Raw genomic sequence first — 25,169 nt, forward strand, 5'->3', positions numbered from 1 at the left:
TTCATCGGCTCCCACACGGTGGACCGCCTCCTGCAGCGGGGCTACACCGTGCGGGTGTTGGACAACCTCCATCCCCGTGTGCACCCCCGCGGCAAACCCCTCTGGCTCTCCCCTGATGCCGAGTTCATCCAGGGGGATGTAACCTCCCGCACCGATTGGGAGCGCGCCCTGGAGGACGTGGACGCCGTTATCCACCTGGCCGCCTATCAGGACTACATGCCCGACTTCAGCACCTTCTTCCGCGTCAACACCGCCGGCACCGCCCTGCTGTACGAGATCATCGTGGGGCGGAAACTGCCCATCCGCAAGGTGGTAGTGGCCTCGTCCCAGGCGGTCTACGGCGAGGGGCGCTACCGCTGTGGGGAGCACGGGGTGGTGTATCCCGGCATGCGCCCCCTGGCCCAACTGGAGGCCGGCGACTGGGAGGTGCATTGTCCCCACTGCCAGCGCCCCATGCACTGGGAGCCGACCGACGAAAGCGTGGTCAACCCCCAGAACGCCTACGCCATGTCCAAATATGCCCAGGAGATGGTCGCCCTGAACCTGGGCAAGAGGTACGGTATCCCTACGACAGCCCTGCGCTACTCCATCGTGCAGGGGCCACGCCAGTCCTTCGCCAACGCCTATTCGGGGGTGTGCCGCATCTTTTGCCTCTCCCTGTTCTTGGGCAGGCCCTTGGTGGTTTACGAGGACGGGAGGCAGGTGCGGGATTATGTCAATATCCACGACGCGGTGGACGCCACCATGTTGGCTCTGGAGGATCCCCGCACCGACTATCAGGTCTACAATGTGGGCGGGGGCCGTCCCTACACGGTATTGGAGTTCGCCCAGATGGTGGTAGCGGCTTTTGGCAAAGGAGGCGAGATTGAGGTGCCCGGGGTGTTCCGTTTTGGAGACACCCGCCACATCGTGTCGGACATCTCCCGCCTGCGGGCGCTGGGCTGGGAGCCCCGCTACACCCCCCAGGACAGCATCCGTGCCTACATCGCCTGGCTGACCAGCCAGGAGTGCTCGGCTGACTTGCTGGACTACGCCCAGGCCCAGATGCGCGCCCAGGGCGTCTTGCGCACAGTGGCGGTGCGGGCGTGATCATCGTGCAGACGCCTCTACGCATCAGCCTGGCGGGCGGGGGCACCGACCTCCCCGACTACTACCAGCGTCGGGAGGGGTTCGTGGTCAACGCCGCCATTGATAAGTATGTGTTCGTCATCGTCAACGAGCGCTACGACGATAAGATTTACATCAACTACTCCCGCAAGGAGATCGTGGACCGGGTGGAGGATATCCGCCACGAACTGGTGCGGGAGGCCATGCTCATAACGGGCGTAAAAGACGGGGTGGAGGTGACGACCCTGGCCGATGTGCCCTCGGAAGGGTCGGGCTTGGGCTCGTCCAGTAGCCTGACAGTGGGGCTGTTGAACGCCTTTCACATCTATCGGGGCGAGCAAGTCGGCCCGCACCAGTTGGCGGAGGAGGCCTGCCAGGTGGAGATTGAGCGGTGCGGGAAGCCCATCGGCAAGCAGGACCAGTACATCGCCGCTTTTGGCGGTGTGTGCGCCCTGCGCTTCCGGTCGGATGGACAAGTGGAGGTGGAGCGCCTCCCCTTGACCGAGCGGGATCTGCGCCGCCTGTCGGCCCATCTGCTCCTCGTGTATACCGGCGTAACCCGTCAGGCGTCGAATATTCTGTCCGTCCAGAAAGCCCGCACGGAGGCCAATCTGGACTATCTGGATGCCATCAAGGCCCTGGCCTTGGAAGTGCGCACCGCCCTTCTGGAGGGGAACTGGGACCGCATCGGCTGGGCGCTGGACGAGAACTGGCGTCTCAAGAAGCAGTTGGCCCCGGGCATCTCCAACAGTCTGATTGACGACATGTATGAACGGGCGCGCCAGGCTGGCGCGCTAGGGGGCAAAATCACGGGGGCTGGGGGTGGGGGCTTCCTGCTTCTGTATTGCCCCCCGCAGCACCACCAGGCCGTCCTGCGAGCATTGGACGGCTATCGCCCCATGCCATTTATGGTAGAGCGGGACGGGAGCAAGGTCATCTTCAACTACCGGCGGTATACCTGGCGATGAACCCCCCTGTGCACGACGTGCGCGCCTATCTGGAGGCGGTCAAGGGACTGGTGGACACCCTTGTAGGGCAGGTGGAGCCCCTTATTGACCTGATGTACCGCGCCTACCAGGAGGGGCGCACGGTGTTCATCATCGGCAACGGGGGGAGCGCCTCCAACGCCTCCCACTTCGCCCAAGACTTGGCCAAAGGCACTCTCCCTCACATGGGCGTTACTAAGCGCATCCGCGCCCTGGCCTTGACCGATAACGTCTCTTTTATGACCGCCCTCTCCAACGATATCGGGTATGAGGTAGTGTTTGAGGAGCAGGTGAAGACCTATGCACGCCCGGGGGATGTGCTGGTGGCCTTTAGCGGGTCGGGCAACAGCAAGAACATCCTGCGAGCGGTGGAGTGGGCCAATTCCCACGGCCTCACCACAGTGGGCATCACCGGCTTTGACGGGGGACGTTTGCACCAGATCGCCCAGGTGAAACTCCACGTCCCCTGCTATGAGATGGGAGCCGTGGAATCCCTGCACTGTTTGGCATTCCATTGGGTGGTTCTGGCGTTGCGGCGACGCATAGCAACCGAAAGGGGACATGAGCATGGGGGGGCGTAGGGCCGTTTTCCTCGATCGGGACGGCACGCTCATCGAGGATATCCCGTATTTGCGGGACCCGGAGCAGGTGCGCTTGCTCCCCGGGGCGGGGGAGGCGCTGGCGATTCTGCAACGCAAAGGGTTCGCCCTGGTGGTGGTGAGCAATCAATCGGGCATAGGGCGCGGGCTGGTGCGCCCTGAGGAACTGCAGGCGGTGCACCGGCGGTTGGAGGAGCGCCTGCTGGCCTATGGGGTGCGCCTGGACGGGGCGTTCTACTGCCCCCACGCCCCGTGGGAGGGGTGCACCTGCCGCAAGCCCCAGCCGGGTCTGCTGCTGCAGGCGGCACAACAGCTGAACCTAGATCTGAAGCAGTCGTTCCTTGTGGGGAATGCAGACACCGATATCGCCGCCGGAAAGAGCGTGGGATGCCGCACGGTGCTGCTTACACAGTGCCCTGATCCGTTCCATCCTGTGAGAGGCGACCCGCCCGCTGATTATCAGGCCGAGGAGTGGGGGACGGTGGTGGGGTATGTGTATGGAGATGGTCACTGCATTAGCAAAGGGAATGTAAAGTAGAGCTCCGTACGGACTGGAATGAAGATGCTTCGCTGGCGTTTTATTCGATATATGCAGCAAAGCAAACGGCTCGTGTATTATTGCGCCACCCCCCGCGACAAAATGCTTATGGTCATAGCGCGCGCATCGCATATCCCTTTGCACTTTTTACGACGCTTTTTTGGATATTATGGTGTAGGGAGGCTTCTACCTGATTACTTGTTGTTAAGCAATATATGCCTGCGGACTCCGCACGGGCAATTTATATGTAGACGTTTTACCAACGATTTCGTTTGCGTCGTTCCCGAACATGAACCCTACCTTCAGCGATATTTTGGCATTGAGGAAGGTATATTCATCGATGTGGGAGCACATATTGGCGGATATACTGTCCAGGTCGCCAGAAAACTAGGCCAGCGCGGACGAGTGTTGGCAATAGAACCTGATCCCTCTACCTTCCAAGTCCTGCGCAAAAATGTGATTCTGAACGGTTTAAAAAACGTGGAGTGTATCAATGTCGCCTGCTCTGATCAGGAGGGAGAGCAACAGTTTTTTCGCTCTCCCTTCCAACCGGGCTTCAACTCTTTCATAGCACCCTTAGGGGGAAAACCGATCGTCGTCAAAACTACCCCTCTTGATGCACTGGTAGAACTCTATCGGGCGACGGATGTCCGCCTTATCAAAATAGACACAGAAGGGGCTGAGGTGCATGTCTTACGCGGTTCCTCGCACGTGCTCACGCAAGCGTCTCCCCGCCTCATTATTGAAGTCATGCCGCACAATCGACGAATGGTGCACGATCTTTTGAACTCCACCGGTTATCGTGTGGAACCTATATCCGGATCCTATTGGTTCGCTCACAAACCGTAAAACCACTCTGAGAGTGAAGAAGTATGACCCAGTCTGGATCCGTGAAAGTCGAGCCCATAGGTGTTCTCGGGCTAGGGCACGTAGGCCTTCCCACCGCCGTGGGGCTGGCCGAGGTGGGGTGGACGGTCATCGGCGCCGATGACGACCGCGCCAAAGCAGAGATGATCGCGCGTGGTCAGGTGCCCTTTTACGAGCCCGGCCTGCAAGAGGCCCTACAGACCCACCTGCGTTCCGGACGGTTGCACATCACAGCCGACACCGGGGAAGCGGTGCAACAGGCCCGCGTGCTTTTCGTGTGCGTGGGCACACCCCTTTCCCATGAGGGGTTGCCTGACCTCTCCCAGGTAGAGGCGGTGGCGCGCACCATCGCTCACCATATGAACGGTTACAAACTCATCGTAGAGAAGAGCACCACACCGGTAGGTACCGCCAAACAGATAGAGAAGACTTTGCGCTGGTATAGTAATGGCCAACACGCCTTTGACGTGGCCGTCAACCCGGAGTTCCTCCAGGAGGGAACAGCCCTGCGCGACTTCCTCAACCCCAGCCGCATCGTTTTGGGCGTGGACTCTGCGCAGGCCCGTGACATCCTCCTTACAGTATACCAACCTTTCCTGCGCCCGGATAGACCCCACGGCCCTGCCCCACTTATCGTAACCGATACCAACACCGCCGAACTCATCAAACACGCCTCCAATGCCTTCCTGAGCATGAAGATCTCCTTTATCAACCTGATGGCAGATGTATGTGAGGCGGTAGGGGCGAATGTGGACCAGGTGGCGCGGGGCTTGGGATTAGACCCCCGTATCGGACCCCACTTCCTGCGGGCGGGCATTGGCTATGGGGGGTCTTGCCTTCCCAAAGACTTAAAGACCTTCGTGCGCGTTGGGGAATCGCTGGGTGTAGATATGGGTCTTTTGCGGGAGGTGGACCGCATCAACGAGGAGCGCCCCCTGCGTTTTGTGCAGAAACTGCGCCAGGCCTTGTGGAACCTCAAGGGGAAGACCGTGGCCATTTGGGGCCTCGCCTTCAAGCCAGGGACCGATGACATGCGCGAAGCGCCCAGTATAACCATCATCAAGCGCCTTCTTGCGGAGGGGGCGCGCCTACGGCTCTATGATCCCCAAGCCCTCCCCACAGCACGCCGCATGCTTGGTGGTGAGCACGGGGAGATCGACTATTCCCCCTCCCCCTACGAGGCCGTGCGCGAAGCCGATGCCCTCCTCGTGCTCACCGAGTGGCCGGAGTTTTTGCAAGTAGACATGGCGAGCGTGCGTCGCCTGATGCGGGTGCCCATTTTGGGAGATGGACGCAACCTGTTCGACCCCCAGGCGATGCGTGCGTTGGGCTTCGGGTACTTCTCTGTGGGCCGCCCATAGGCTAAACAAACTTATCCCCATCTTCATACAAATATCCATCTCCATAGTGCAATTCCCAGCGGGAGAATAAGGAATAAACTTCGCATAGTGGAGACGCACATGAAAATCTTCATCACGGGTATCGCTGGATTCCTGGGCAGCAATTTGGCGGAAGCCCTGATCGCCCAAGGCCACAGCGTCGCCGGCAACGACAATCTCATTGGCGGCGAGATGGACAACCTCCCCCAAGGGGTGGAGTTCCATCCCATTGACTGCAACGATTGGCAGGCCCTGAGCAAGGCGATGCAGGGGGCCGAAGTGGTGTACCACTGCGCCGCCACGCCTCACGAAGGGCTCAGCGTGTTCAGCCCCGCCCTTGTGGCGAAACATGTCTACCTTGCCACCGCCTCCACCCTGTCGGCAGCGGTGCAGGCCGGTGTGCGCCGGTTCATTTACTGTTCCAGCATGGCGCGCTACGGGGACAACCCCATCCCCTTCACGGAGGACATGCCCACCCGTCCTGTGGACCCTTACGGCATCAGTAAGGTGGCTGGAGAGGACCTGGTCAAACTGATGGCCGAAGTGCATAAGTTTGAATATGTCATCGCCGTCCCCCACAACATCTATGGCCCCCGCCAAAAATATGATGACCCCTATCGGAATGTGGTTGCGATATTTATCAACCGCATGCTGCAGGGCAAACAGCCCTATATTTTCGGCGATGGCAATCAGCGGCGCTGTTTTTCTTACATTTCCGATGTCATCGATCCCCTTATCCGCATGGCTTTTCAAGACAATGTGGTAGGCGAGGTGATCAATATAGGTCCCGATGATGAATTTGTAACCATCAATCACCTGGCGGAGATCGTGGCCGAGGCGGTGGGATTTGAGTTGGATCCCATATATGTTCCGGAGCGCCCCCAGGAGGTGCGGGAGGCCACCTGTAGCGCCATGAAGGCCCGCCGCCTTTTGGGATATACCCCCCGTGTGCCGCTCCGTCAGGGTGTGGCCCAGATGGTGGAGTGGGTGCGCGCCAAAGGTCCGCGCCCCTTCCGTTATCACTTAGGCCTGGAGATCATCACCGAGCGCACGCCCAAAGTGTGGGTGCACCAACTTTATGCCTGACACCTCTAGTGCCCCTCCTGTCAGTGTCTGCCTCACAACCTACAATCGTGCCCACCGACTCCCTGCAGTGTTGGACAGTTTACTAGCACAAGATTTTTCCGATTTCGAACTAATTATCAGTGACGATTGCTCCAGCGACCATACTCAAGAAGTTGGCTCAGAATACAGTCGACGCGATGGCCGTGTGCGCTATGTGCGCAACGCGAAAAACCTGGGCATGCCAGGAAACCTTAACTCTGTTGTCCAGCAGGCACGGGGGATGTACATCGCCATCGTCCACGATGACAACATTTACCGCCAGGATCTCCTCGCCAAATGGAAATCGGCTCTCGATGCATTCCCCGACGCCCCTTTTGTCTTCAACGACTACGACACCATCCATCCGGATGGCTCCAGGCGTGTATATCGCATGACCTCGGGCAACTTTGTGCGCGGGACAGAGATAGCCACACACTACTTCAAGACCGTTACCTGTGCGGTATTCGCCACTGTGATGATGCGAAGAACCGCTTTGGTCAAAGCAGGCCCATTTGACTCCACATTCGGGTTCATCAGCGATGTAGATATGTGGCTCCGCTTGGCTCGGGACGCGGAGAATATAGCTTATGTCCCCGAACCCCTCATTACTATTTATCCTAGGGAACCGCACCATCCCTATAGGCACGTGCACTGGCGCCATGTGTTTTGGTCCCTCGGTATTTACACAAAACACCTCCGATTCTATCACGAAACACACCCTGATCTCGTCGCTCCCTATGTGAGCGCTTATCCTCGCCTACGTCGCCGATATATGTTTCGTAGCATGGCTTATCTTGTTAAATATCGTCAATGGCAGCGCGTCCGCGAAGGGTTAGCCATATGGCGCGATGCCGATGATTTTTTCTTGAAGCGTTTAGGTTATCTTTTCGGCACACCTCGGTGGCGACCTGACTGGTATCATCCTGGTTGGTGGAAAATGGCCAGTGCCCCACGACTATGAAAATCCTTCTCAGCTACCCTAGCGAGCACGAACTGAATGAGGGTCGGCATTATGCCCGTGTCCTTCAACGCTTGGGCCATCAGGTTTATGTTGTCAATGTGGCCAACCGCTGGTATTCCGCACCGCCAGGGCAGTTTTCTCGGGGGTATCCCCCAGATATTACACTCCAGGAAATTCTTAACGATTATCCAGGTGCCGATCTCTTCCTCTGGATTGAGCCGTTCGGCCTCATCCCACGCGGCTTAGAGACCTCTCCTATCCCCACAGCAGCCATTATCAGCGATGTGCACCGTAATCTCAAAAGTCGTCTTCTCCAGGCGCGCTTTTTTGACCTAGTATTCCTGCGTCAACGCAACTATCTGCCTTTTTTCCGCGACCACCCGCCCGGTGCCGTGGTGTGGCATCCCTGGACCTGCAATACGGAGATCGTGCGCGATCTTCATGTGTCACGCGATTTGGATGTGGCTATGATAGGGAAAATGTATATGGCCAGTCGGCGGCGGCTTATCAAAATTCTTTCTCGACAGTATCGTGTTAATGAAATGCGCTATTACCCTTATGAAGAAATCGCTCAGGTGTATTCCCGCGCTAAAATCGTTTTCAATATTCCTGTGGGCAATGATCTCAACCCCCGCTTCTTCGAGGCCATGGCTTGCGGAGCCCTGCTCCTCACCAAGCGCGCCGCCAACGGCCAGGAGGTTCTATTCCAGGAAGGCGTACATTATGTGGGTTTTGATACAGAACGAGAGTTGTTGGAGAAGATTGATTACTATTTGAGCCACGACGAGGAACGGGAGCGGATTGCCCGTGCAGGGTATGAAGAGGTGCATAAGAACCATACATTAGTGCACCGCGTCCAGGCATTGTTGGAAACTGTTCAGAAAGGCCCGTTGTTCGGTGCCCCTATCCGCAGAATGCGTCAAAGCGATATCCTCAGCTTATACGCCTCCTTTTATGAGCGGTTCGGTCATATTGATGCCCTGCTCCGCTTAGCGGCAACCTATCGTTCTACTCCCATTAAGCGTTTCTATTTTCTAGGCATGGGCCTCAAGTCTTTTCTCCGTCGAGCAGTGCTGGCTTGGTAGCATCCTGGAAAGGAGGAACTGGTGATGCGCCTCTCCGTCATCGGCTTGGGCAAACTGGGGGCCCCCATCGCCGCCGCTTTCGCCTCCCGCGGGTTCCCCACCATCGGCGTGGATGTGAACCCCCAAGTGGTGGAGGCCATCAACGCCGGTCGGTCGCCTGTGCTAGAGCCCGGTGTGAACGAGGCCATCGCCCACGCCGACGGCCGCCTGCGCGCCACGCAAGATTATCAGGATGCCATTCAGCATTCCGATATTACCTTTATCCTTGTCCCCACACCCAGTGAGCCTGACGGGCGGTTCTCTTTACGCTATGTCCGCCAAGCGGCAGAGGCCGTGGGCCAGGTTCTGCGCCAGAAACGGGAGTACCACCTGGTAGTCGTCAGCAGTACCGTGCTGCCCGGCTCCACTGAGTTCGGCATTTTGCCTGTGTTGGAAGGCGCCTCGGGGAAGCGGTGTGGACAGGACTTCGGCCTGTGCTACAGCCCGGAGTTCGTCGCTCTGGGAACTGTCCTGCGCGATTTCCTCCGCCCCGATTTTGTCCTCATCGGAGAGTCCGACACCAAAGCCGGCGATACCTTAGAGAGCCTCTACCGACAAGTGTTACTCAACCAACCGCCGATCGTGCGGACGAATTGGATCAACGCTGAACTAGCGAAGATTGCTTTCAACACTTTCGGAACTCTCAAAATCAGTTTCTGCAACATGCTTGCGGCCCTTTGTGAGCGCCTTCCTGGAGCAGATGTGGACACTGTTACGCGCACCATCAGCCTTGATAGACGTATCAGCGGGCCCAGTTACATGAAAGGTGCTCTGGGATATGGCGGCCCCTGCTTGCCCCGCGACAACCGTGCCCTAGCCTTCTTAGCGTCTTATGTGGGTGTGAATGCTAGCCTAGCAGAGACCACTGACGCCTTCAATCGCACCGTCGCAGAACGCGTTGTGCAGCGTGTGTTAGCTTTGACACCGCCCGGAGGGACTGTAGCCGTCCTGGGGCTCGCCTATAAACCCGACACGCCTATCGTAGAAGAGTCCCAGGGATTGAACATTGCCCAGCACCTGGCTCAAGCCGGGGTTCGGGTTGTGGTCTACGATCCCCTGGCAATGGAGGAGGCGCGTAAACTGCTGGGGGAGCAGGTTGTCTATGCACCGTCGGTCGCCGAGGCGGTGCGCCATGCCCATGTTGTGCTTATCGCCAACCCAGACCCCGCTTTCCGGGCCCTACCGTTGGAGAACAACTCCCCTCATCCCATCGTGGTGGATGCGTGGCGTCTGATGCGTGAACGCTTCTCCAACCCCAGCGCTACCTACGCCCCTCTGGGGATAGGAAATGCCGAGCCCCTAGCCCGGGAACACTTGGCGCGGCTGTGGAAATCGCCCGCAGAGCAGTAGGTGACTTATGGTGGACCTTTTGCAGCAGGTTCGGGCGTTCTGGGACAGGCGACCCTGTAACATTCGCCACTCCAATAAGCCGGTGGGGACACGCGAATACTTTGACGAGGTGGAGGCCCGCAGGTATTTCGTGGAACCCCATATCCCTGGCTTCGCCCAGTTTTGGCGATGGAAAGGAAAAAAAGTGCTGGAAATCGGGTGTGGAATCGGGACAGATGCCGTCAACTTCGCCCGAGCGGGGGCAGACATCACCGCTGTGGATCTCTCCCCCCGCAGTTTGGACATCGCCCGCCAGGGTTTCGCCGTCTACGGCCTGTCGGGACGCTTTTTCTGCGGGAATGCCGAGGAGCTCTCCTCCTTTGTGCCCGTGGAGCCGTATGATCTCATCTACTCCTTCGGGGTGATTCATCATACCCCCCATCCGGAGCGAGTAATAGAGGAGATCAAGAAATATTGCGCACCTCACACAGAGGTACGGGTGATGCTCTACGCCAAGTGGTCGTGGAAGGTGTTTTGGATTGTTATGAAGTATGGACGCGGAGCGTTCTGGCGGACACGGCAACTGGTGCGCCGCTACTCAGAGGCCCAGGAGGGGTCTCCTGTTACCTATACTTATTCGTTTCGAGATGTGCGTCGCCTCTTCAAAGATTTCCGCATTGTGGAGATGCATAAGAAGCATATTTTCCCCTACAAGATTGACAAATATATCCGCTATCAATATGAGTGGGTCTGGTATTTTCGCTTACTTCCCACGCCTTGGTTCCGCTGGCTGGAACACCGACTAGGTTGGCATATCCTTATCGTGGCGAAGCCCGGCTGGCTATGACGACTGCTGTCCTCCCGGGGCGGGTTACCCTTGCGCGCAACACCCTGATCACCATTGTGGGGGGCGCTGTGCCGCCCCTGGTGGGGCTGGCGGTGGTGCCCTTATTTGTCCACGGACTGGGAACAGAGCGCTACGGACTGTGGACACTGGCAGGTAGTATCTTCGCTTACTTTTTGATCTTTGACATAGGGCTGGGGAAGGCCACTACTAAGTTTGTCTCCGAGGCGTTGGCCCGAGGCGAGAGGGAAGAGATTGCTTACCTATTTTGGACGGCTTTACTGGCCAGTGTCGCTTTGGGCGTTGTGGCAGGTGTGGCCTTTGCCGCAGCGGTGCCCTTTCTCACGACCCGCGTCCTGCGCATTCCCTCAGAGCTGGTGCCTGAGGCGCGGGCATTGCTACTGGTCTTCGCCCTGTCTGCTCCTCTGCACCTCTGCGCCAGGGCCGTGGGAGGCCTGTTGGAGGGGAGCCACAGGTTTGACCTTTCTAATGCCATTGGGGTGCCGGTGCGCATCCTGGGAATGGTGCTCCCTCTGCTGGGGGTGTGGCTCGGCTGGTCCCTGGCCGGGGTTGGCGCTCTAGCAGTGGGAGCGGGCCTTATAGGAGTTCTGGTTACGGGGGCCGTGGCCCTGCGGGTGCGCCCGGAGGTGCGCGGTGTGCCGCGGGTCAGCCAGGCAGCGCTGCGCCGCCTGTTGGGGTTTGGGGGATGGATGATGGGGGTCAGCATCCTGGCCTCCCTGGTGGCAGGAAGCGATCGAATAATCATTGGGACAGTGCTTTCTACCTCCGCCGTGGCATACTATGCGCCCCCACACAGCCTCATCTGGCAATCGTCTTCCATTGCCTCGGCCCTTTACGTGACCCTTTTCCCTGCCTTCAGCGCCCTGGGAAGTGTGGACAAGAAACGCATGGAGAGGCTTTATGCCTCTGCTTTCAAGGTGCTGATGGTGATAATGGGGCCCATCGCTTTACTTATCATTGTGTTCGCCCGGGAAGGGTTGACCTTATGGCTGGGAGCAGATTTTGCGCACGAAAGCACACGGGTGCTCCAAGTATTGGCCATAGGGATGTTCCTCAATACCCTTGCAGTGGTACCTTCCATTGCGTTACAGGGAGCAGGCAGGCCTGACTTAGTGGCGAGGATTTTCTTATTGGAAGCACCTGTTTATGTAGGATTGGCAGTATTATTAACGCGACAAATGGGCATTGTCGGAATGGCCTTGGCGTGGACCCTGCGCAACATAGCGGATGCTGTTCTATTCTCTCTCACAGCCTGGTGGGCTTTGGGCCTTGCTCCTACGCTGCTACTGGCAAACCGAGGCGTGATGGCCGGTGTGCTCCTGGTAGGACTAGCTTTTGGGATAGGTGTTATTCATCTCCTTTTACCTGCTTCTTGGATCCTCCTAAAAATGGTTCTCTCTATCGGACTCCTAAGCATCTTTGCGTTTCTGGTATTGTTTGTAGTGTTAAACACTGAAGAACGACAAGCCGTGAAGCAAATAACACCTTTCTTCCGTGATAACTCTTCCAAGATATCCACTTTGTAGAAAAGGGGGTCTGAAGTTCGTGCTTGATCGGGTGAAAAATGTCCACGCTCAGATGGGACACGTGCCGCCTTCTACGAAAAACCGTATGCCTTTCTTGGTGCGATCTCAGAGATCCCGAGGCGGTTCGTGTGGCGCGTCCGCCCTACAAAAACTCACCGTGGTGAAAAGTGAGTAAGAAGGAGGATGCTCTTCACCATGCTCACCATGTTCACCACCTGCGCCCCCTTCCGGGGCCACCGGAAAATCATTCAGACCAATGCCCTGCGCAGTTGGACACTTCTCCGCCCGCGTCCAGAAATTCTCCTCTTCGGCGATGAAGAGGGAACAACGGAGATCGCGCAAGAGTTGGGTATCCGTCATATTCCTCAAGTAGAACGCAATGAGTACGGGACGCCTTTAGGGGATGATTTGTTCCGACAAGCAGAGCGATTGGCAACACATTCTATTCTCTGTTTTTCTAACGCCGATATGATCTTCACCCAGGATTTCATGAACGCGATTCATACTCTCAGTTCCCTGAGAAAACCATTTGTTTTCACTGGCCCACGCCTGCCCGTGCAAGTGCACAGTTTTATAGACTTTTCTCAACCCGGATGGGACGCTGATCTTCTTGCAATGGCTAAAAAATTTGGACCAGACCTGGATGCTGTAGATTTCATTGTTTTCCCAAAGGGTTTGGAGCACAACATTCCCCCTATGGCGGTCGGGCGTGTTTGGCGTTTAGGATGGATCATATGGCGTGCCCGCTTGTTAAAAATCCCTGTAGTAGATGGCGGTGCTCTTGTGCCGGCGTTCCATCAGGATCATCCCTACGAACTTGGGGCCAAATGGGTATGGGAGGGCCCCGAAGCCCAAAAAAACCTTGAATTGACCAAAAAGATGTATGTGGAGTTTATCACACTAGATGCAACACATATTCTTACACAGCAAGGTATTCGTCCCGCGATAGGTCTGAAGTACCTTTGGCGGCGTTTCTACACTTTGCCCGTGTTTTACCCGTGGCTTCGACCCGTCTACGGACCCTTGTACTTTGCCCTGCGTACCTCGCGCCCCTTGCGCCTACGTTTGAGACTGACGTTATCAACACTCCTGTGAGGAAAGACCATTACTCGGAAACTCTTGCTACTTTGGAAAAAAATTGAGCTTCAAAACACTTGCTCATCCTGCTTGAGGTAGAACGATTGTTGGGATCTTTTTATCGAATCAAGCTCACAGTCCGAGATACCGTTAGGCGCTGGCATCACCTTCACAGAGCTTATGTACGCTTGAACGGTATTCTAGCAGATTGGCGAGAAAAGAAAGTTTCTGCGGCGTACCAAGCCGAATGTAAGCGCAAAGGAATTGTGGAGCTTTCAGACTCAGCCCTGCAGGAGGCCGTTGCCCAACGTGTTGCCGCTCGGGGGGGGCGTGTCACTCCTAAAAGAAAAGGAGACTTGCATATCTTTCTGATAACCCCTGATCCCTCATTTAAGCACACAACGATAAACACCTTACGGAGGTTCGGTCGCGTCACGAGTGTGGATTGGCAGCGTGCAGGATTGAACGATAACGACCTGAATTGGACGTCCAGTTTCTCCCGTATGCGTCGCGCCGTTTTGGAAACTTTCCAGGAAGCAATTGTTTCTCAGCCTATTGACGCTGTGGTCGCTTATGCTGTCAGCCCGACCGTTTTGCGTGAACTCACTCAAAGGTGCCCTAACATCATAACTTTTTTGATCAACTTCGACGATATTTTCCATTGGCCACGTCCCGGTTCATATACAAAAAATTTTTATCCTGTCGATTGTACTTCAGCAGTCGACCTCATTCTGACGTCTAATCCGGATATCGTTCCTAGATACCTTCTGTATGGAGGCTTGGCGATGTTTTCCCCCGGGGCCGCAGACCCAGAGATATTCCGCCCTTTCGATGCACCTTTCATTTATGATGTCTCTTTCGTTGGACACGCATTCGCTTGGCGCCGATGGTTCATTCAGCATTTGCGAAAAGAGGGAGTTCACGTCACCACTTTCGGATCAGGCTGGGAGAATGGCCCATTACCCTGGTCTGATCTCCCCAGAGTTTTCTCCCAGAGCCGCATCAACCTCGGTTTTTCAGCCACTGGACAGTCCCTCCTTATTCGTCAGATCAAAACCCGCGATTTTGAAGTGCCCATGTCCGGTGGCCTTTATCTGACCCTTAATAACCCCTATATCCATCGCGTTTATGATGTGGGTAAAGAAATCCTGGTTTTTGATGACCCTGCCGATTGTGCCAGGAAAATTCGTTGGCTATTAGCCCACCCTGACGAAGCGGACAAAATCCGCCGTGCAGGGCACGCCCGTGCCCGGCGGGACCATACTTATGAAGCCCGCTTCGAAAGAGCTTTTAGCCTCGCGGGACTTTTATAAAATTCGTCGGAAAAAATAATTAACACATCTGGAAAGTGACAATATTTTCCACGCAATATGTGGCCGCGTCTGTGCAGTAAACTTTTCCTGTGTCTTTTGCCGCTTCATACCAGCCCCGGCATATGGCGGCGCATCTACAACCTGCCCATGTTTTACCCGTGGCTCAGCCCCATCTACGCCCCCTTGCGCTTTACTCTACGGGTCTTGCGCCCACTGCGGGTGCGCCTGGGACTGGAACTGACCGGTTACACGCCCATATGGAAATGTCAGCGTTCTAGCGCCTTTTCACTTTTCATCAACCACTGAAGGCTGATACTTTTCCTTGTTTGGCCTAGACGCATGCGCATCCTCTATACCGGTCCCTTCCGTCCGGGCAGTTTGACGGAAGCCCGGCGCCGCGCCCTCCTGGATTTGGGCCATCAGGTTGTCGGTCTAGACCAGGCGATCTATTTTGACAAGGGGCATCCGCTCCTGCGCAAAGCCCAAAACCACGCACTCATTGGACCAGGTATTTGGGCCTACAACCGAGACCTCTTACGCCTGGCCCGCGAGACAAAACCAGAACTCATCTATGTGGATATGGGTATCTCCCTCTGGCCGAAGACCATCCGCGCTTTGAGAGCAACAGGGGCAAAAGTAGTCCACTACACCAGCGAGTTTTTCGGCTATCGCCGCTACCTCTATCGGCATTTCTTCCCTGCCGTCCCCTTCTATCACGCTCATGTGATCACCAATCGCCTGGTCATCCCCGAGCTGGAAAAGCGGGGGGCACAAAAAATTGTTATCACCGAATTCGGCTACGACCCCTCTTTGCACCGTCCGCCCAATCTCACATCGGAGGAGCGCCAACGGTATGGCTCCGATGTGGTGTTCGTGGGACATTGGGAGCCCCACTACGAAAAGATGCTCTCCGCCCTGCATCAAGCGGGGGTTGCGGTGCGCGTGTGGGGCCCGGGATGGCGACGGGCTCACTCCTTCCCCCGGGGCGTTCTCGGCCCACCCGTTTATGGCGAGGAGTATGTCAAGGTGCTGGGGGCGTCCAAAATCTGCTTAGGACTGCTCTCCAAGTGGAACCACAACCAGTCGGCCTCCCGCACCTTTGAAATCCCCGCCGTGGGGGCTTTCCTATTGGCCGAACGCACCGAAGACCACCTGCGCTACTTCGCAGAGGACAAAGAGGCCGTGTTTTTTTCCTCTGCTGAAGAACTAGTGGAGAAGGCGCGCTACTACCTCACCCACGAGGAGGAACGCCTGCGCATCGCTCGGGCAGGCCGGGAACGCTGCCTGCGTTCGCCCTATACCCACACCGACCGCATGCGTGCCGTTTTGGAGGCCTTGGGGTGAGGGTGCTGTTCATCTCCAACGACTTCCCCCCCAAGCCCGGCGGCGGGGCTATGGCAGCCTACGGCCTGGCTCGGGGGCTGCACCAGATCGGCGTAGAGGTATGGGTCCTCACCACTGCTCCCCCTCGGGGCCACACGGATGCGGAAGGGTTTCCCCTCACACGCACCGCCCCCCGCTGGGACAAAAAGGGAGTGAAGATTTTGCCCCTCACCCTGGCCTCCCTGGGCATCTGCCGACGATGGCATCCTCATCGGCTTCTGGCCCTGTCATGGACCCACGACGGCGTGGCTGCTCTGATCATCCGTCGTCTACGGGGTATCCCCTACCTCGTGATGGCCCACGGCACCGAAATCCTTCGCCACCGGCGCGGGCCTTTGCACCCCCTTATGCTCCGGGTGTTCCGCAACGCCATAGCGGTAGCGGCCAACAGCACCTTCACACACAGACTTGTGGTCAGTTTGGGAATTCCTGCCGAACACGTGTATGTCGTGCACCCCCCTATTGTGTCTACAAACCCCCCGGAACCTGATAGCCGTCTCGTGGACGAAAAGTTCAATCTCCGGGGCAAACGCGTCCTTCTGACTGTCGCCCGCCTGGTGAAGCGCAAAGGCCACGCCCAAGTGCTGGAGGCTCTCCGTGCCCTCAAAGACCGCTATCCAGACCTGGTGTATGTCATCACGGGCGATGGCGAATATCGAGCCGAACTGCAGCGCCTCGTCAGCCAGTACGGCCTAGAAGAGCAGGTGCGCTTTATCGGCTTCATCCCTCGGGAGGAGGTGTGGCAACTCTACCAACGGGCTGAAATTTACATTTCCCCATCCCTGGAGGACAAGGGAGATGTGGAGGGGTTCGGCATCTCCTTTGTGGAGGCGGGGCTGTGCGGGAAGCCGGTCATCGCCGGGCGCAGTGGGGGCGTGGCCGATGTGGTGCGGGACGGGGAAACGGGTCTGCTGGTGGATGCCCACAACCCGGGGGAGATCATCCGCGCCCTCACGCTTCTGCTGGACAACCCTGCCCTGCGGGAACGCTTGGGGCAGCGGGGGCGGGAGCGGGCACTCCAGGAGTTCACCCCGGAGGCGCAGGCACAAAAAATGTTGAAGGTGCTCGAGGATGCTGTCGCACGAAAAGTATAACGATGTGAAGAGCACAGAGTCGCATCGGCTGCAATTACTCAGTATGCTCCATAAAGCAGTGTCCGACCCCGCTATTGAACTTGTTACTGCACGCCTGAATTCATCCGACAGGGGATTCTTGAGGATCAAGTCGCGCCTCAATAGGCTGATCAATTATCGCTTACGCTATCTGGAGATCGCTGCTACATCCCCTCCCCTGCGGTGGGCCTGGCCCTCAAGGGTATTGAAAGGAAAAACTTTTTGGGGATCCAAACTGTATCTCCCCAACAAGGATCTGGACGCAGTTTTTCTTTGGGCGCTCACGGTGTGTTGGGGGTGTTATGCTCCCGATGGACCCGAGTTAGGCCTTACCAGGTTTTTTATAAAAATGCTCACGCCCAGGGATGTATTTTACGACATCGGCGCCAGTTACGGTTTTTACACTTTTTTGGCAGCTGAGTTGATCACAGAAGGTGAGATCCACGCTTTCGAACCTAACGAACGCGTTTTCTATTGGCTCAAGCGCAACTGTCACTATCCCCATGTGATTCTCAACAATTGTGCCTTGACGAATAAAAGTGGCCAAGGGATGTTATTCATGCCTTCAAATCATAGCGGTGCTGGCTCTCTGAGGCAAGAATTAGCCGTGAAGCGCCGGCTTCGCCGCGCTCAAATTCCGGTTCAACTGACTACTCTTGATGAATATGTCCAAAAACACCGTTCGCCGACTATAATCAAGATGGATGTGGAAGGTGCTGAACAACTCGTCATAGAGGGTGGGCAAAAATACCTCAGAGAAAATGCACCTATCATTGCGATGGAGGTGCACGGTGGTCAACCCTTTGAGCATTTTACTAAACTTGCTGTTCAGAGCCTGGTCGCGTTGGGTTTCCAGCCCTACCGTCTTAATCCCTTTGGCAATGTTGAAAAAGTCGACTTACAATTTCTTGAGAATCTTATTTCGAAAAATGATACGCTAGAAAACATGATTTTTTGCCGGCCAAACTCGGGTCGTATATAAGGGAACTATCTCTATGAAGTTCATTTTTGTGCATCACCAGCCGCACGGGCCATTCACCTTAGAGGCCCTCTGGAACGGCACACACGGTTTCGCCGGCTCCGTGGCGCACTTGCGTATCCTCTTTTGGCTTGCGTCGCGGGGGAACGAAGTCTACCTTATCGGGAATGTGCACAACGGCGTCCTGGGTGGTGTGCGCGCCATAGCGGGCCTGGAGCATGTGCACACCCTTTGTCAGGGCTGTTCTCCCGCTGCCCCCTCCGTGGTGGTGCTCAATCACTTCCCCGACAGGGCTTTATGGCGCGTCATTCGCCAAAACCCGCCCTGTCCCATCGTCGTATGGGCCAACAACCCCTTCGACACGCGTTGGCTGAAAGAACTGCAAAAGGGGAACATCGCCCGCATAGTTTGTCTTAGCCATTACGATCGGGAGCGCTATCGCATCTATCCGGGTTTTCAAGCTGTGGAGATGACCTATAGCGGGGTAGATTTAGATTTGATGGAAAAGGCCCCGGCGCGCACCAACGGCCACAATGTTGTCCTTTTCTGTCCCGTTCCTCGTCGCACGAAAGGAGTGCACAACTTGCTGCGCGCCTGGCCCTTTGTGCGCAAAGGATGCCCCGATGCCCGTCTGCGTATATGTGGTTCCGCACGCATGCACGACCCGCACGCACCCCTGGGGCCCGCAGGGGTCCTGGATCGGGATGTGGAAGAGGAGTTCAGCGAGTTGCTGGGAACACCAGAACGCCGCCAGAGGTGGGGAATATCCCTTTTGGGAACGCTCTCTCTGCCGCAAATCTATAGTGAAATGAAAGGGGCGACTGTCGCGGTGGTGAATTGTAACTGGCGGGGCTCCTTCGACACTTTCAGCCGCGCCGCTGTGGAAGCCCAATCTGCCGGAGCCCCCGTTGTGGGAGCCAAACGGGGAGCCCTCCCCGAAGTGGTGGCGGACGGCAGAACGGGGCTGTTAGTGAATCGCGCTGACCCCAAAGCCCTGGCCGAGGCGATCATCACCCTTTTGCGCAACAAGCCCTTACGAGACACGATGGCCGCCGCAGCACCCTCTTGGGCACGCCCCTTCGCCGACTATAACCTTTTGGCGGCTGACTGGGAAGCGATAGCCCGCCGCGCGTGGACGGGGGAAAACGCCCCCAGCCCTCGCAGACGCTTTGACGATTTCCTCCGCTCTATAGGATACGGCAGTCTGCGACGCACGGCCCGCAATCTTATTCGCGGCACTTCACTGGAAAGGCTCGTTTTGCGGTTCTACTCTGGCCGTTAGGTGATGTGATCACCGGAGGGTTGCGTATGTTTGCGCTTCGGTGTAATGTGTATGCTATCCTTATCGAACCTTGTAATGCTGATTTGTGCATCCAAAAGACTTGTTCCGCCGTCGCACTTGATAGTTTCTTCATCGCAACAGCCTAATCCGAGACTTGATAGCAATGACATATACAGGAACGCCCCGCATGTCGCATAGATTGATCGAGCGCCTCGAGCTCTGGGCAGGGCATCCGGCCGTGCCTTGGGTGCTCGCTTTGTCCTTCTTGGCCCTTCACCTCATAGGATTGGATTCCTCACCTATGGTGTACTGGGATGAGACACCAAACACCAGCGCCGCTCGAGAACTGGCCTTTTTCGGACGCTTCGCTGCCCCTGCTCTGTCAGGCACAATGTACTTGGACACGCACTTTTTTATTTATCCCCCCGTGTATCCCCTCATGCTGACAGCAATATATAAGTTATTCGGCTTTGGCATTTGGCAGTCGCGCATACCCAGCGTCATTCTCGGTGCCCTGTCCATAGCCACGGTCTACTGGGCAAGCCGCCGTCTGACAGGCTCTGCCCTTGTGGGTCTTGTGGCCGGCGCCTTGCTTTGGGGAGACTCCTTGTGGACATTAGCATCACGCTTGGCGCGCACTGATGTCCTGGCCATGACTTTCGTGATGGGAAGTCTGCTCGTTCTCCTTCACGCCAGAAAAACCGGCTCCCACTTCCCTCGGCAGCACCTCCTTGTGGGCGCATCTGGTGTTCTGGGGGGCCTGGCAGTGTTAACTGGGCCTCGGGCGGTGTTTCCGGCGATGGGCGTAGGACTGTCCGTTCTTGCTATGCAAGAGTTTGGGGAACTGCGCAGACGATTGCAAATGGGAGCCTGTTTCCTCTCCGGGGCAATTCTTCCAGCAATAGGATGGCTTGCCTATATCATATCCGCTCCCGAGGCCTTCCGCGTCCAGTTCATCCCTCACGCTTTTGGGGCAACCCCGCTGACACAAAGCCGTTGGTATTTCGGTGATACTTTATCAGAAAATCTCCGCATTTTCTTTGTAGCCTACCCCGTTATCATCGGAGGCCTTATATTTGCTTTCTCCCCTCTGTCGCTGCGCAGTCCTTCTGGGCTCATACTCCCCGTCATGTTTTTGCCATGTCTTCCCCTTCTCCTCCCGCCTGTTCCCGCTGTTTATGTCCTTCCATTATTCGCCATCTCGGCAGCAAGTCTGATAGTTTATATCCTGCGGAGAATATCGTTGACAAAGCCGCTTCTTTCGTTCATACTGATCTGTTGTGTTGCTACCGCTCTCTTGATTGCGCCTCTCGGACGCCTCAGCACGGCGCTCCTCCAACGGGAAAGCCGATCCGATGCCTACCTGCAAAGGGCTTTAAAGAGTCATCTCACACCACCATGCACCGTTGCCGGCGACCCCCTTGTGTACTTCGCGATATTGGGAATGGGGTGTGACTTTCGTCTCTTTCGATTCGGGCTCATCTTGTCGCAACCGGATGAGACTATACGTTGGGAGGAATATAAGAGAGCACTGGCAGATTGGAAGCCCGACTACCTCGTCCTTAAAGAGGGTACTGCGATCGATGAGATTTTTCCCCCAGGAACCGCCCTCCATTATTCGGAGACAGGAGTTTTAAAGTTAGGACGACCACGGCCGAGACTGTGGGAACTTTTAAGCCAAGGTCAAGGTACCATTGTCCTTGTTGTGTACAGGAGGCAAGGTGAGTAGCCACTTGATACCCCCTGTTGTGTTTATGTGGGTCTTGGCCTTCGGGGCCCGTTTCGCCTTCGGCAGTTGGCTGGCACCCGGAGCCCTGGCGGCTCTGGCATGGGCCGTCTTCGTTACCGTCTCTGCCTTGGTCCCCGATTACCAGTGGATGCCCACCGGCGGATTGTGGTGGATCGGTATAAACATCTTGACCTTCTGTATAGGATGCGGATTGGCTCTTCTATTGGTGCGGAAACGTCGCGGGGACTCGCCTGCTGTTCCGCCACAAGCTTTTTCTTCTCTTGAGCCCATCCTATGGATCTTGATGGGTTTGGCTGTTGTGTTCATTGTGTTGCTTTTGTTCGTCCTCCCGCCCACAGTTGCCGAGCGTTCTCTCCCCTTCCGTTTGCTTCACGGCACTCCTGCAGCAAGCATGATAGTGGGCGGATGCTTATTCGCCTCCGCTACCACCTTGCGCCAGCGAATAGTAGCGCTCTTGCCCCTTCTCCTGGGGCTCGCTCTCGCCACTTTGAGTAGTTCCCGCACAGCTAACGTCATCAATAACCTCTATTGGTTCCTCGGATTTGTGTATATGCAGGCGATGGTCGGAAAAAGAGGTATAGGAATTTCCCTCGCTCGCACTGCTCTTCTTCTGGCGCTTGCGGGCATCACTTTCCTTGGGGCTACCTTTGCCACCCGCCAGCGCTATGGTCGGACGGAGTATCCCTACGCCCAGGGAAGGGTGGAGCTCCTGGCTACCGTGTGGCGCGTAGAAGGGATTCAGGGCGCAGTGTTCAAGGCCTGGCCCGCCCTGCACACCCAAGCCCAAAGCTGGGCCTTCACTTTCACCGTGTGGTTTGACGAGGGCTGGGCCAACCCGCCATCGCTCACCTGGGGACGGTACTTTTTCGACGGTCCTATCCGCCTCTTGCAGGGCCGATGGGGTACCTACTCGGACCTTCCCGCCCGCTATGAGAATATAGAGATAGCGCCAGGTATATCCGCCAACACGGCAACTCTTTTCAAGTATCCTATCCTCGACTTCGGCTTTGGCGGTGCTTTAGTTCTGATGTTGTTGTTAGGTTTAATAGCCGGATGGGCCTACCGTCGCTTGCATGAAGGAAATGCAGCTGCATTTGCCATAGTAGTGGCTGTAACGTTTTACTTTCTTCTTAACATTGGCCCATTCGTCTACAACGCTCTTACTCAAGCCTACCTCATCCTCGCCCTCGCCCTCTGGTGGGCCAAACGCCGCTGGGAAAGAGAGCAAGGCAAGGTTCTCCGGACACAGCCCCAAGAAATCCCCACCCCAGCCCCGACACCGTCCCATGTATAACTTCACCAAACGCCTCCTAGACCTCTTCGTCGCCCTGGCTGGCCTGACCCTTACCGCCCCCCTCTTCCTTCTCATCGCCATCGCCATCAAACTGGACTCCCCGGGCCCCGTCTTCTACCGCGGCCTGCGCATCGGCCAGCACGGACGCCCCTTCCGCATCTTTAAGTTCCGCAGTATGGTCGTCAACGCCGAACGCCTGGGCGGCCCCTCCGTCGCCGACACCGACCCCCGCATCACCCGCGTCGGCAAATTCCTGCGCAAAACCAAACTGGACGAACTCCCCCAACTCCTCAATGTCCTCAAAGGCGAGATGAGCCTTGTAGGCCCACGCCCCGAAGTGCCCCAGTATGTGGAGATGTTCACCCCCGAAGAGCGCGCCATCCTCTCCGTCAAGCCCGGCATGACCGACTGGGCCTCCCTGTGGGACATCGACGAGGGGGCCATCCTGGCCAAGGAGCCTGACCCCGAAAAGGCCTACCAGGAGAAGATTCGCCCCGAAAAGATACGCCTCCAACTCAAATATGTGCGAGAGCGTTCCCTGTGGACAGACCTGAAAATCCTCGCCCTGACCGTGTGGTCGGTGGCCACCAAACCCCTGAAGCGGTAGCCGTGGGAACCACTTTCCCTCCCTTCCTTCTGGTGCACCTGTTGCGCACCATGGTGCGCATCCGCATCTTTGAGGAGCGCACCGCCGACCTGCTCCTCCGGGGGGAGATTCGCTGTCCCACGCACCTGTACATCGGCCAGGAGGCCATCGCCACCGGAGTGTGCGCCGCCCTGGACCGCTCGGACTACATCCTGGGCACCCATCGCTCCCACGGCCACTTCCTGGCAAAGGGCGGCTCCATGCGCGCCCTGATGGCCGAAATGTTCGGCAAGAAAACAGGATGCGCCTACGGACGGGGCGGCTCGATGCACCTTATCGCCCGGGAAGTGGGCTTTTTAGGGTCAGTGCCCATGGTCGCCGCCACCATCCCTATAGCCGTCGGCTCCGCTTTGGCCTCTACCCTCTTGGAGCAGGGACGGGTGGCGGTCTCCTTCTTCGGCGACGGCGCCACCGAGGAGGGCGAATTCCACGAATCCCTGAACTTCGCCGCCCTTTGGAAACTCCCCGTGCTGTTCGTCTGCGAGAACAACTTCTACTCCACCCATATGCCCTTGCACGCCCGCCAGCCTACCCAAGACCTCACCCGCCACGCCCTCGCCCACGCCATCCCTGGCGTCGCCGTGGACGGCAACGATGTGGTGGCCGTCTATACTGCCGCCCACGAGGCCGTCCAGCGCGCCCGCGCGGGCCTGGGCCCCACCCTGTTGGTGTGCAACACCTACCGCTGGCGGGGACACGTGGGCCCCCACTGGGATTTGGACAAAAACATCCGCCCCCAAAAGGAGGTGGAGGCGTGGATGGCCCGCTGCCCTATCCATCGCCTGGAGACCGCCCTGCTGCAGCAGGGCCTCCTGACCCCCCAGGAACGGGACACCATCTACGCCCAAGCCGTGCACGAGGTGGAAGACGCCGTGGCCTTCGCACGCCACAGCCCCTTCCCGGACCCGGTGGAACTGCCCGCCCACCTCTTCACAGACAGGAAAACCCCCTGACATGCGCACCCTCACCTACGCCGAAGCCATTCGCGAAGCCTTCGCCCAGATGCTGGCCACCAACCCCCGCCTGTTGGTGATCGGGCAGGGGGTAACCAACCCCTGGTATGTGGGCGACAGCATGCGCGACCTGGATAAGCAGTTCGGCACCCGCCGTATCATCGACCCCCCTGTCTCCGAGCAGGGCACCAACGGTATCGCTATCGGTGCCGCCCTGGCCGGCATGCCCACCATCCTCATTCACCCCCGCATGGACTTCCTCCTCAAAGGGGTGGAACAGATCATCAACCAGGCCGCCAACTGGTGCTATGTGTTCGGGGGCCAGGCGGGTGTGCCCCTGGTCATTCGCGCCATCATCAACCGCGGGGGCGAGCAGGGTGCCCAGCATTCCCAAGCCCTGCAGGCCCTCTTCGCCCACATTCCCGGCCTGAAGGTGCTCATGCCCGCCACACCCTACGACGCCAAAGGCCTCCTCATGGCTAGCGTGCAGGATGGCAACCCCATCGTCTACATTGACGACCGCTGGCTCTATAAAGAGCGAGGGCCCGTCCCCGAGGAGCCATATACCGTCCCCATCGGAAAGGGCATTATTCGCCACGAAGGACAGGATGTCACCCTGGTCGCCCTCTCCTATATGGTTGTGGAGGCGCAAAAGGCCTTGCCCCTCCTGGAACAGCAGGGTATCTCTGTAGAACTCATTGACCTGCGCTCCGTCAAACCCTGGGATAAGGAGTTGGTGCTCGCCTCCGTGCGCAAGACGGGACGCCTGGTAGTGGCCGACAGCGGGTGGCGCACGGGGGGTGTCTCGGCAGAGATTGTGGCCACAGTGGCCGAGGAGGCCTGGGCTGTCCTGAAAGCGCCGCCCCTGCGCCTGGCCCTCCCTGACCTCCCCGCCCCCACCTCCCGGACCTTGGAGGAGGCCTACTACCCCCGCGCAGCCCACATCGTAGACACCGTAACCCGCGCCTGCGGGAACGCACACCGCTAAGGAGGCT

General features: G+C 57.4%; 23 protein-coding genes. All 23 read left to right on the forward strand.

What is annotated here, in order from left to right:
• On the forward strand, positions 1–1,089 hold a 1,089-nt coding region (locus NZ951_05075; GenBank protein MCS7207293.1), incomplete at its 5' end, for an NAD-dependent epimerase/dehydratase family protein.
• Complete coding sequence (locus NZ951_05080; GenBank protein ID MCS7207294.1) at positions 1,086–2,075, forward strand: GHMP kinase; 990 nt, start codon at positions 1,086–1,088, stop codon at positions 2,073–2,075. The genes NZ951_05075 and NZ951_05080, both read left to right, overlap by 4 nt.
• Positions 2,076–2,083: 8 nt before the next feature.
• Positions 2,084–2,674: an SIS domain-containing protein gene (locus NZ951_05085; GenBank protein MCS7207295.1), complete on the forward strand. Its 591-nt coding sequence runs from the start codon at positions 2,084–2,086 to the stop codon at positions 2,672–2,674.
• Positions 2,661–3,230: an HAD family hydrolase gene (locus tag NZ951_05090; GenBank protein MCS7207296.1), complete on the forward strand. Its 570-nt coding sequence runs from the start codon at positions 2,661–2,663 to the stop codon at positions 3,228–3,230. Before NZ951_05085 ends, NZ951_05090 begins: the two co-directional genes overlap by 14 nt.
• Positions 3,231–3,254: 24 nt before the next feature.
• On the forward strand, positions 3,255–4,079 hold the full coding sequence (locus NZ951_05095; GenBank protein MCS7207297.1) for an FkbM family methyltransferase: 825 nt from the start codon (positions 3,255–3,257) through the stop codon (positions 4,077–4,079).
• Between the two features lie 23 nt (positions 4,080–4,102).
• Positions 4,103–5,458, forward strand: a complete 1,356-nt coding sequence (locus tag NZ951_05100) for a UDP-glucose/GDP-mannose dehydrogenase family protein (protein MCS7207298.1) — start codon at positions 4,103–4,105, stop codon at positions 5,456–5,458.
• Positions 5,459–5,557: 99 nt separating this feature from the next.
• Entirely contained in the window at positions 5,558–6,562 is a 1,005-nt protein-coding gene (locus NZ951_05105; GenBank protein MCS7207299.1) for an NAD-dependent epimerase/dehydratase family protein, read from the forward strand.
• On the forward strand, positions 6,555–7,541 hold the full coding sequence (locus NZ951_05110) for a glycosyltransferase (protein MCS7207300.1): 987 nt from the start codon (positions 6,555–6,557) through the stop codon (positions 7,539–7,541). The genes NZ951_05105 and NZ951_05110 overlap by 8 nt, the downstream gene beginning before the upstream one ends.
• Positions 7,538–8,626 carry a glycosyltransferase gene (locus tag NZ951_05115; protein ID MCS7207301.1) on the forward strand — a complete coding sequence of 363 codons (1,089 nt, stop codon included), beginning with the start codon at positions 7,538–7,540 and terminating at the stop codon, positions 8,624–8,626. The genes NZ951_05110 and NZ951_05115 overlap by 4 nt, the downstream gene beginning before the upstream one ends.
• A gap of 24 nt (positions 8,627–8,650) precedes the next feature.
• Positions 8,651–10,015: a nucleotide sugar dehydrogenase gene (locus NZ951_05120; GenBank protein MCS7207302.1), complete on the forward strand. Its 1,365-nt coding sequence runs from the start codon at positions 8,651–8,653 to the stop codon at positions 10,013–10,015.
• 7 nt (positions 10,016–10,022) lie between these two features.
• A complete protein-coding gene (locus NZ951_05125; GenBank protein ID MCS7207303.1) occupies positions 10,023–10,841 on the forward strand; it encodes a class I SAM-dependent methyltransferase in 819 nt (272 codons plus the stop codon).
• Positions 10,838–12,385, forward strand: coding sequence for a flippase (locus tag NZ951_05130; protein MCS7207304.1), 1,548 nt, complete (start codon positions 10,838–10,840; stop codon positions 12,383–12,385). The genes NZ951_05125 and NZ951_05130 overlap by 4 nt, the downstream gene beginning before the upstream one ends.
• A 183-nt stretch (positions 12,386–12,568) precedes the next feature.
• Positions 12,569–13,480, forward strand: a complete 912-nt coding sequence (locus NZ951_05135) for a hypothetical protein (protein ID MCS7207305.1) — start codon at positions 12,569–12,571, stop codon at positions 13,478–13,480.
• A gap of 422 nt (positions 13,481–13,902) precedes the next feature.
• Complete coding sequence (locus NZ951_05140) at positions 13,903–14,775, forward strand: glycosyltransferase (GenBank protein MCS7207306.1); 873 nt, start codon at positions 13,903–13,905, stop codon at positions 14,773–14,775.
• Between the two features lie 57 nt (positions 14,776–14,832).
• The gene (locus NZ951_05145) at positions 14,833–15,081 is read left to right on the forward strand and encodes a hypothetical protein (protein ID MCS7207307.1); all 249 of its coding nucleotides are present in this window, start codon (positions 14,833–14,835) and stop codon (positions 15,079–15,081) included.
• Between the two features lie 33 nt (positions 15,082–15,114).
• Positions 15,115–16,119 carry a glycosyltransferase gene (locus NZ951_05150; protein ID MCS7207308.1) on the forward strand — a complete coding sequence of 335 codons (1,005 nt, stop codon included), beginning with the start codon at positions 15,115–15,117 and terminating at the stop codon, positions 16,117–16,119.
• On the forward strand, positions 16,116–17,252 hold the full coding sequence (locus NZ951_05155) for a glycosyltransferase family 4 protein (GenBank protein MCS7207309.1): 1,137 nt from the start codon (positions 16,116–16,118) through the stop codon (positions 17,250–17,252). The genes NZ951_05150 and NZ951_05155 overlap by 4 nt, the downstream gene beginning before the upstream one ends.
• Positions 17,230–18,252 (forward strand): FkbM family methyltransferase, encoded by a 1,023-nt coding sequence (locus tag NZ951_05160; GenBank protein MCS7207310.1) that lies wholly within the window; start codon positions 17,230–17,232, stop codon positions 18,250–18,252. Before NZ951_05155 ends, NZ951_05160 begins: the two co-directional genes overlap by 23 nt.
• Positions 18,253–18,265: 13 nt before the next feature.
• Entirely contained in the window at positions 18,266–19,531 is a 1,266-nt protein-coding gene (locus tag NZ951_05165; GenBank protein MCS7207311.1) for a glycosyltransferase family 4 protein, read from the forward strand.
• A gap of 1,721 nt (positions 19,532–21,252) precedes the next feature.
• Positions 21,253–22,575 (forward strand): hypothetical protein, encoded by a 1,323-nt coding sequence (locus tag NZ951_05170; protein MCS7207312.1) that lies wholly within the window; start codon positions 21,253–21,255, stop codon positions 22,573–22,575.
• On the forward strand, positions 22,568–23,182 hold the full coding sequence (locus NZ951_05175; protein MCS7207313.1) for a sugar transferase: 615 nt from the start codon (positions 22,568–22,570) through the stop codon (positions 23,180–23,182). Before NZ951_05170 ends, NZ951_05175 begins: the two co-directional genes overlap by 8 nt.
• Before the next feature lie 2 nt (positions 23,183–23,184).
• Positions 23,185–24,174, forward strand: a complete 990-nt coding sequence (locus tag NZ951_05180) for a thiamine pyrophosphate-dependent dehydrogenase E1 component subunit alpha (protein MCS7207314.1) — start codon at positions 23,185–23,187, stop codon at positions 24,172–24,174.
• A 1-nt stretch (position 24,175) separates the two neighbouring features.
• Positions 24,176–25,162, forward strand: coding sequence for an alpha-ketoacid dehydrogenase subunit beta (locus tag NZ951_05185; GenBank protein ID MCS7207315.1), 987 nt, complete (start codon positions 24,176–24,178; stop codon positions 25,160–25,162).
• The last annotated feature ends 7 nt before the right edge of the window (positions 25,163–25,169 follow it).

It is taken from the genome of Dehalococcoidia bacterium, assembly GCA_025060295.1.
Lineage (GTDB): Bacteria > Chloroflexota > Dehalococcoidia > Lucifugimonadales > HRBIN23 > HRBIN23.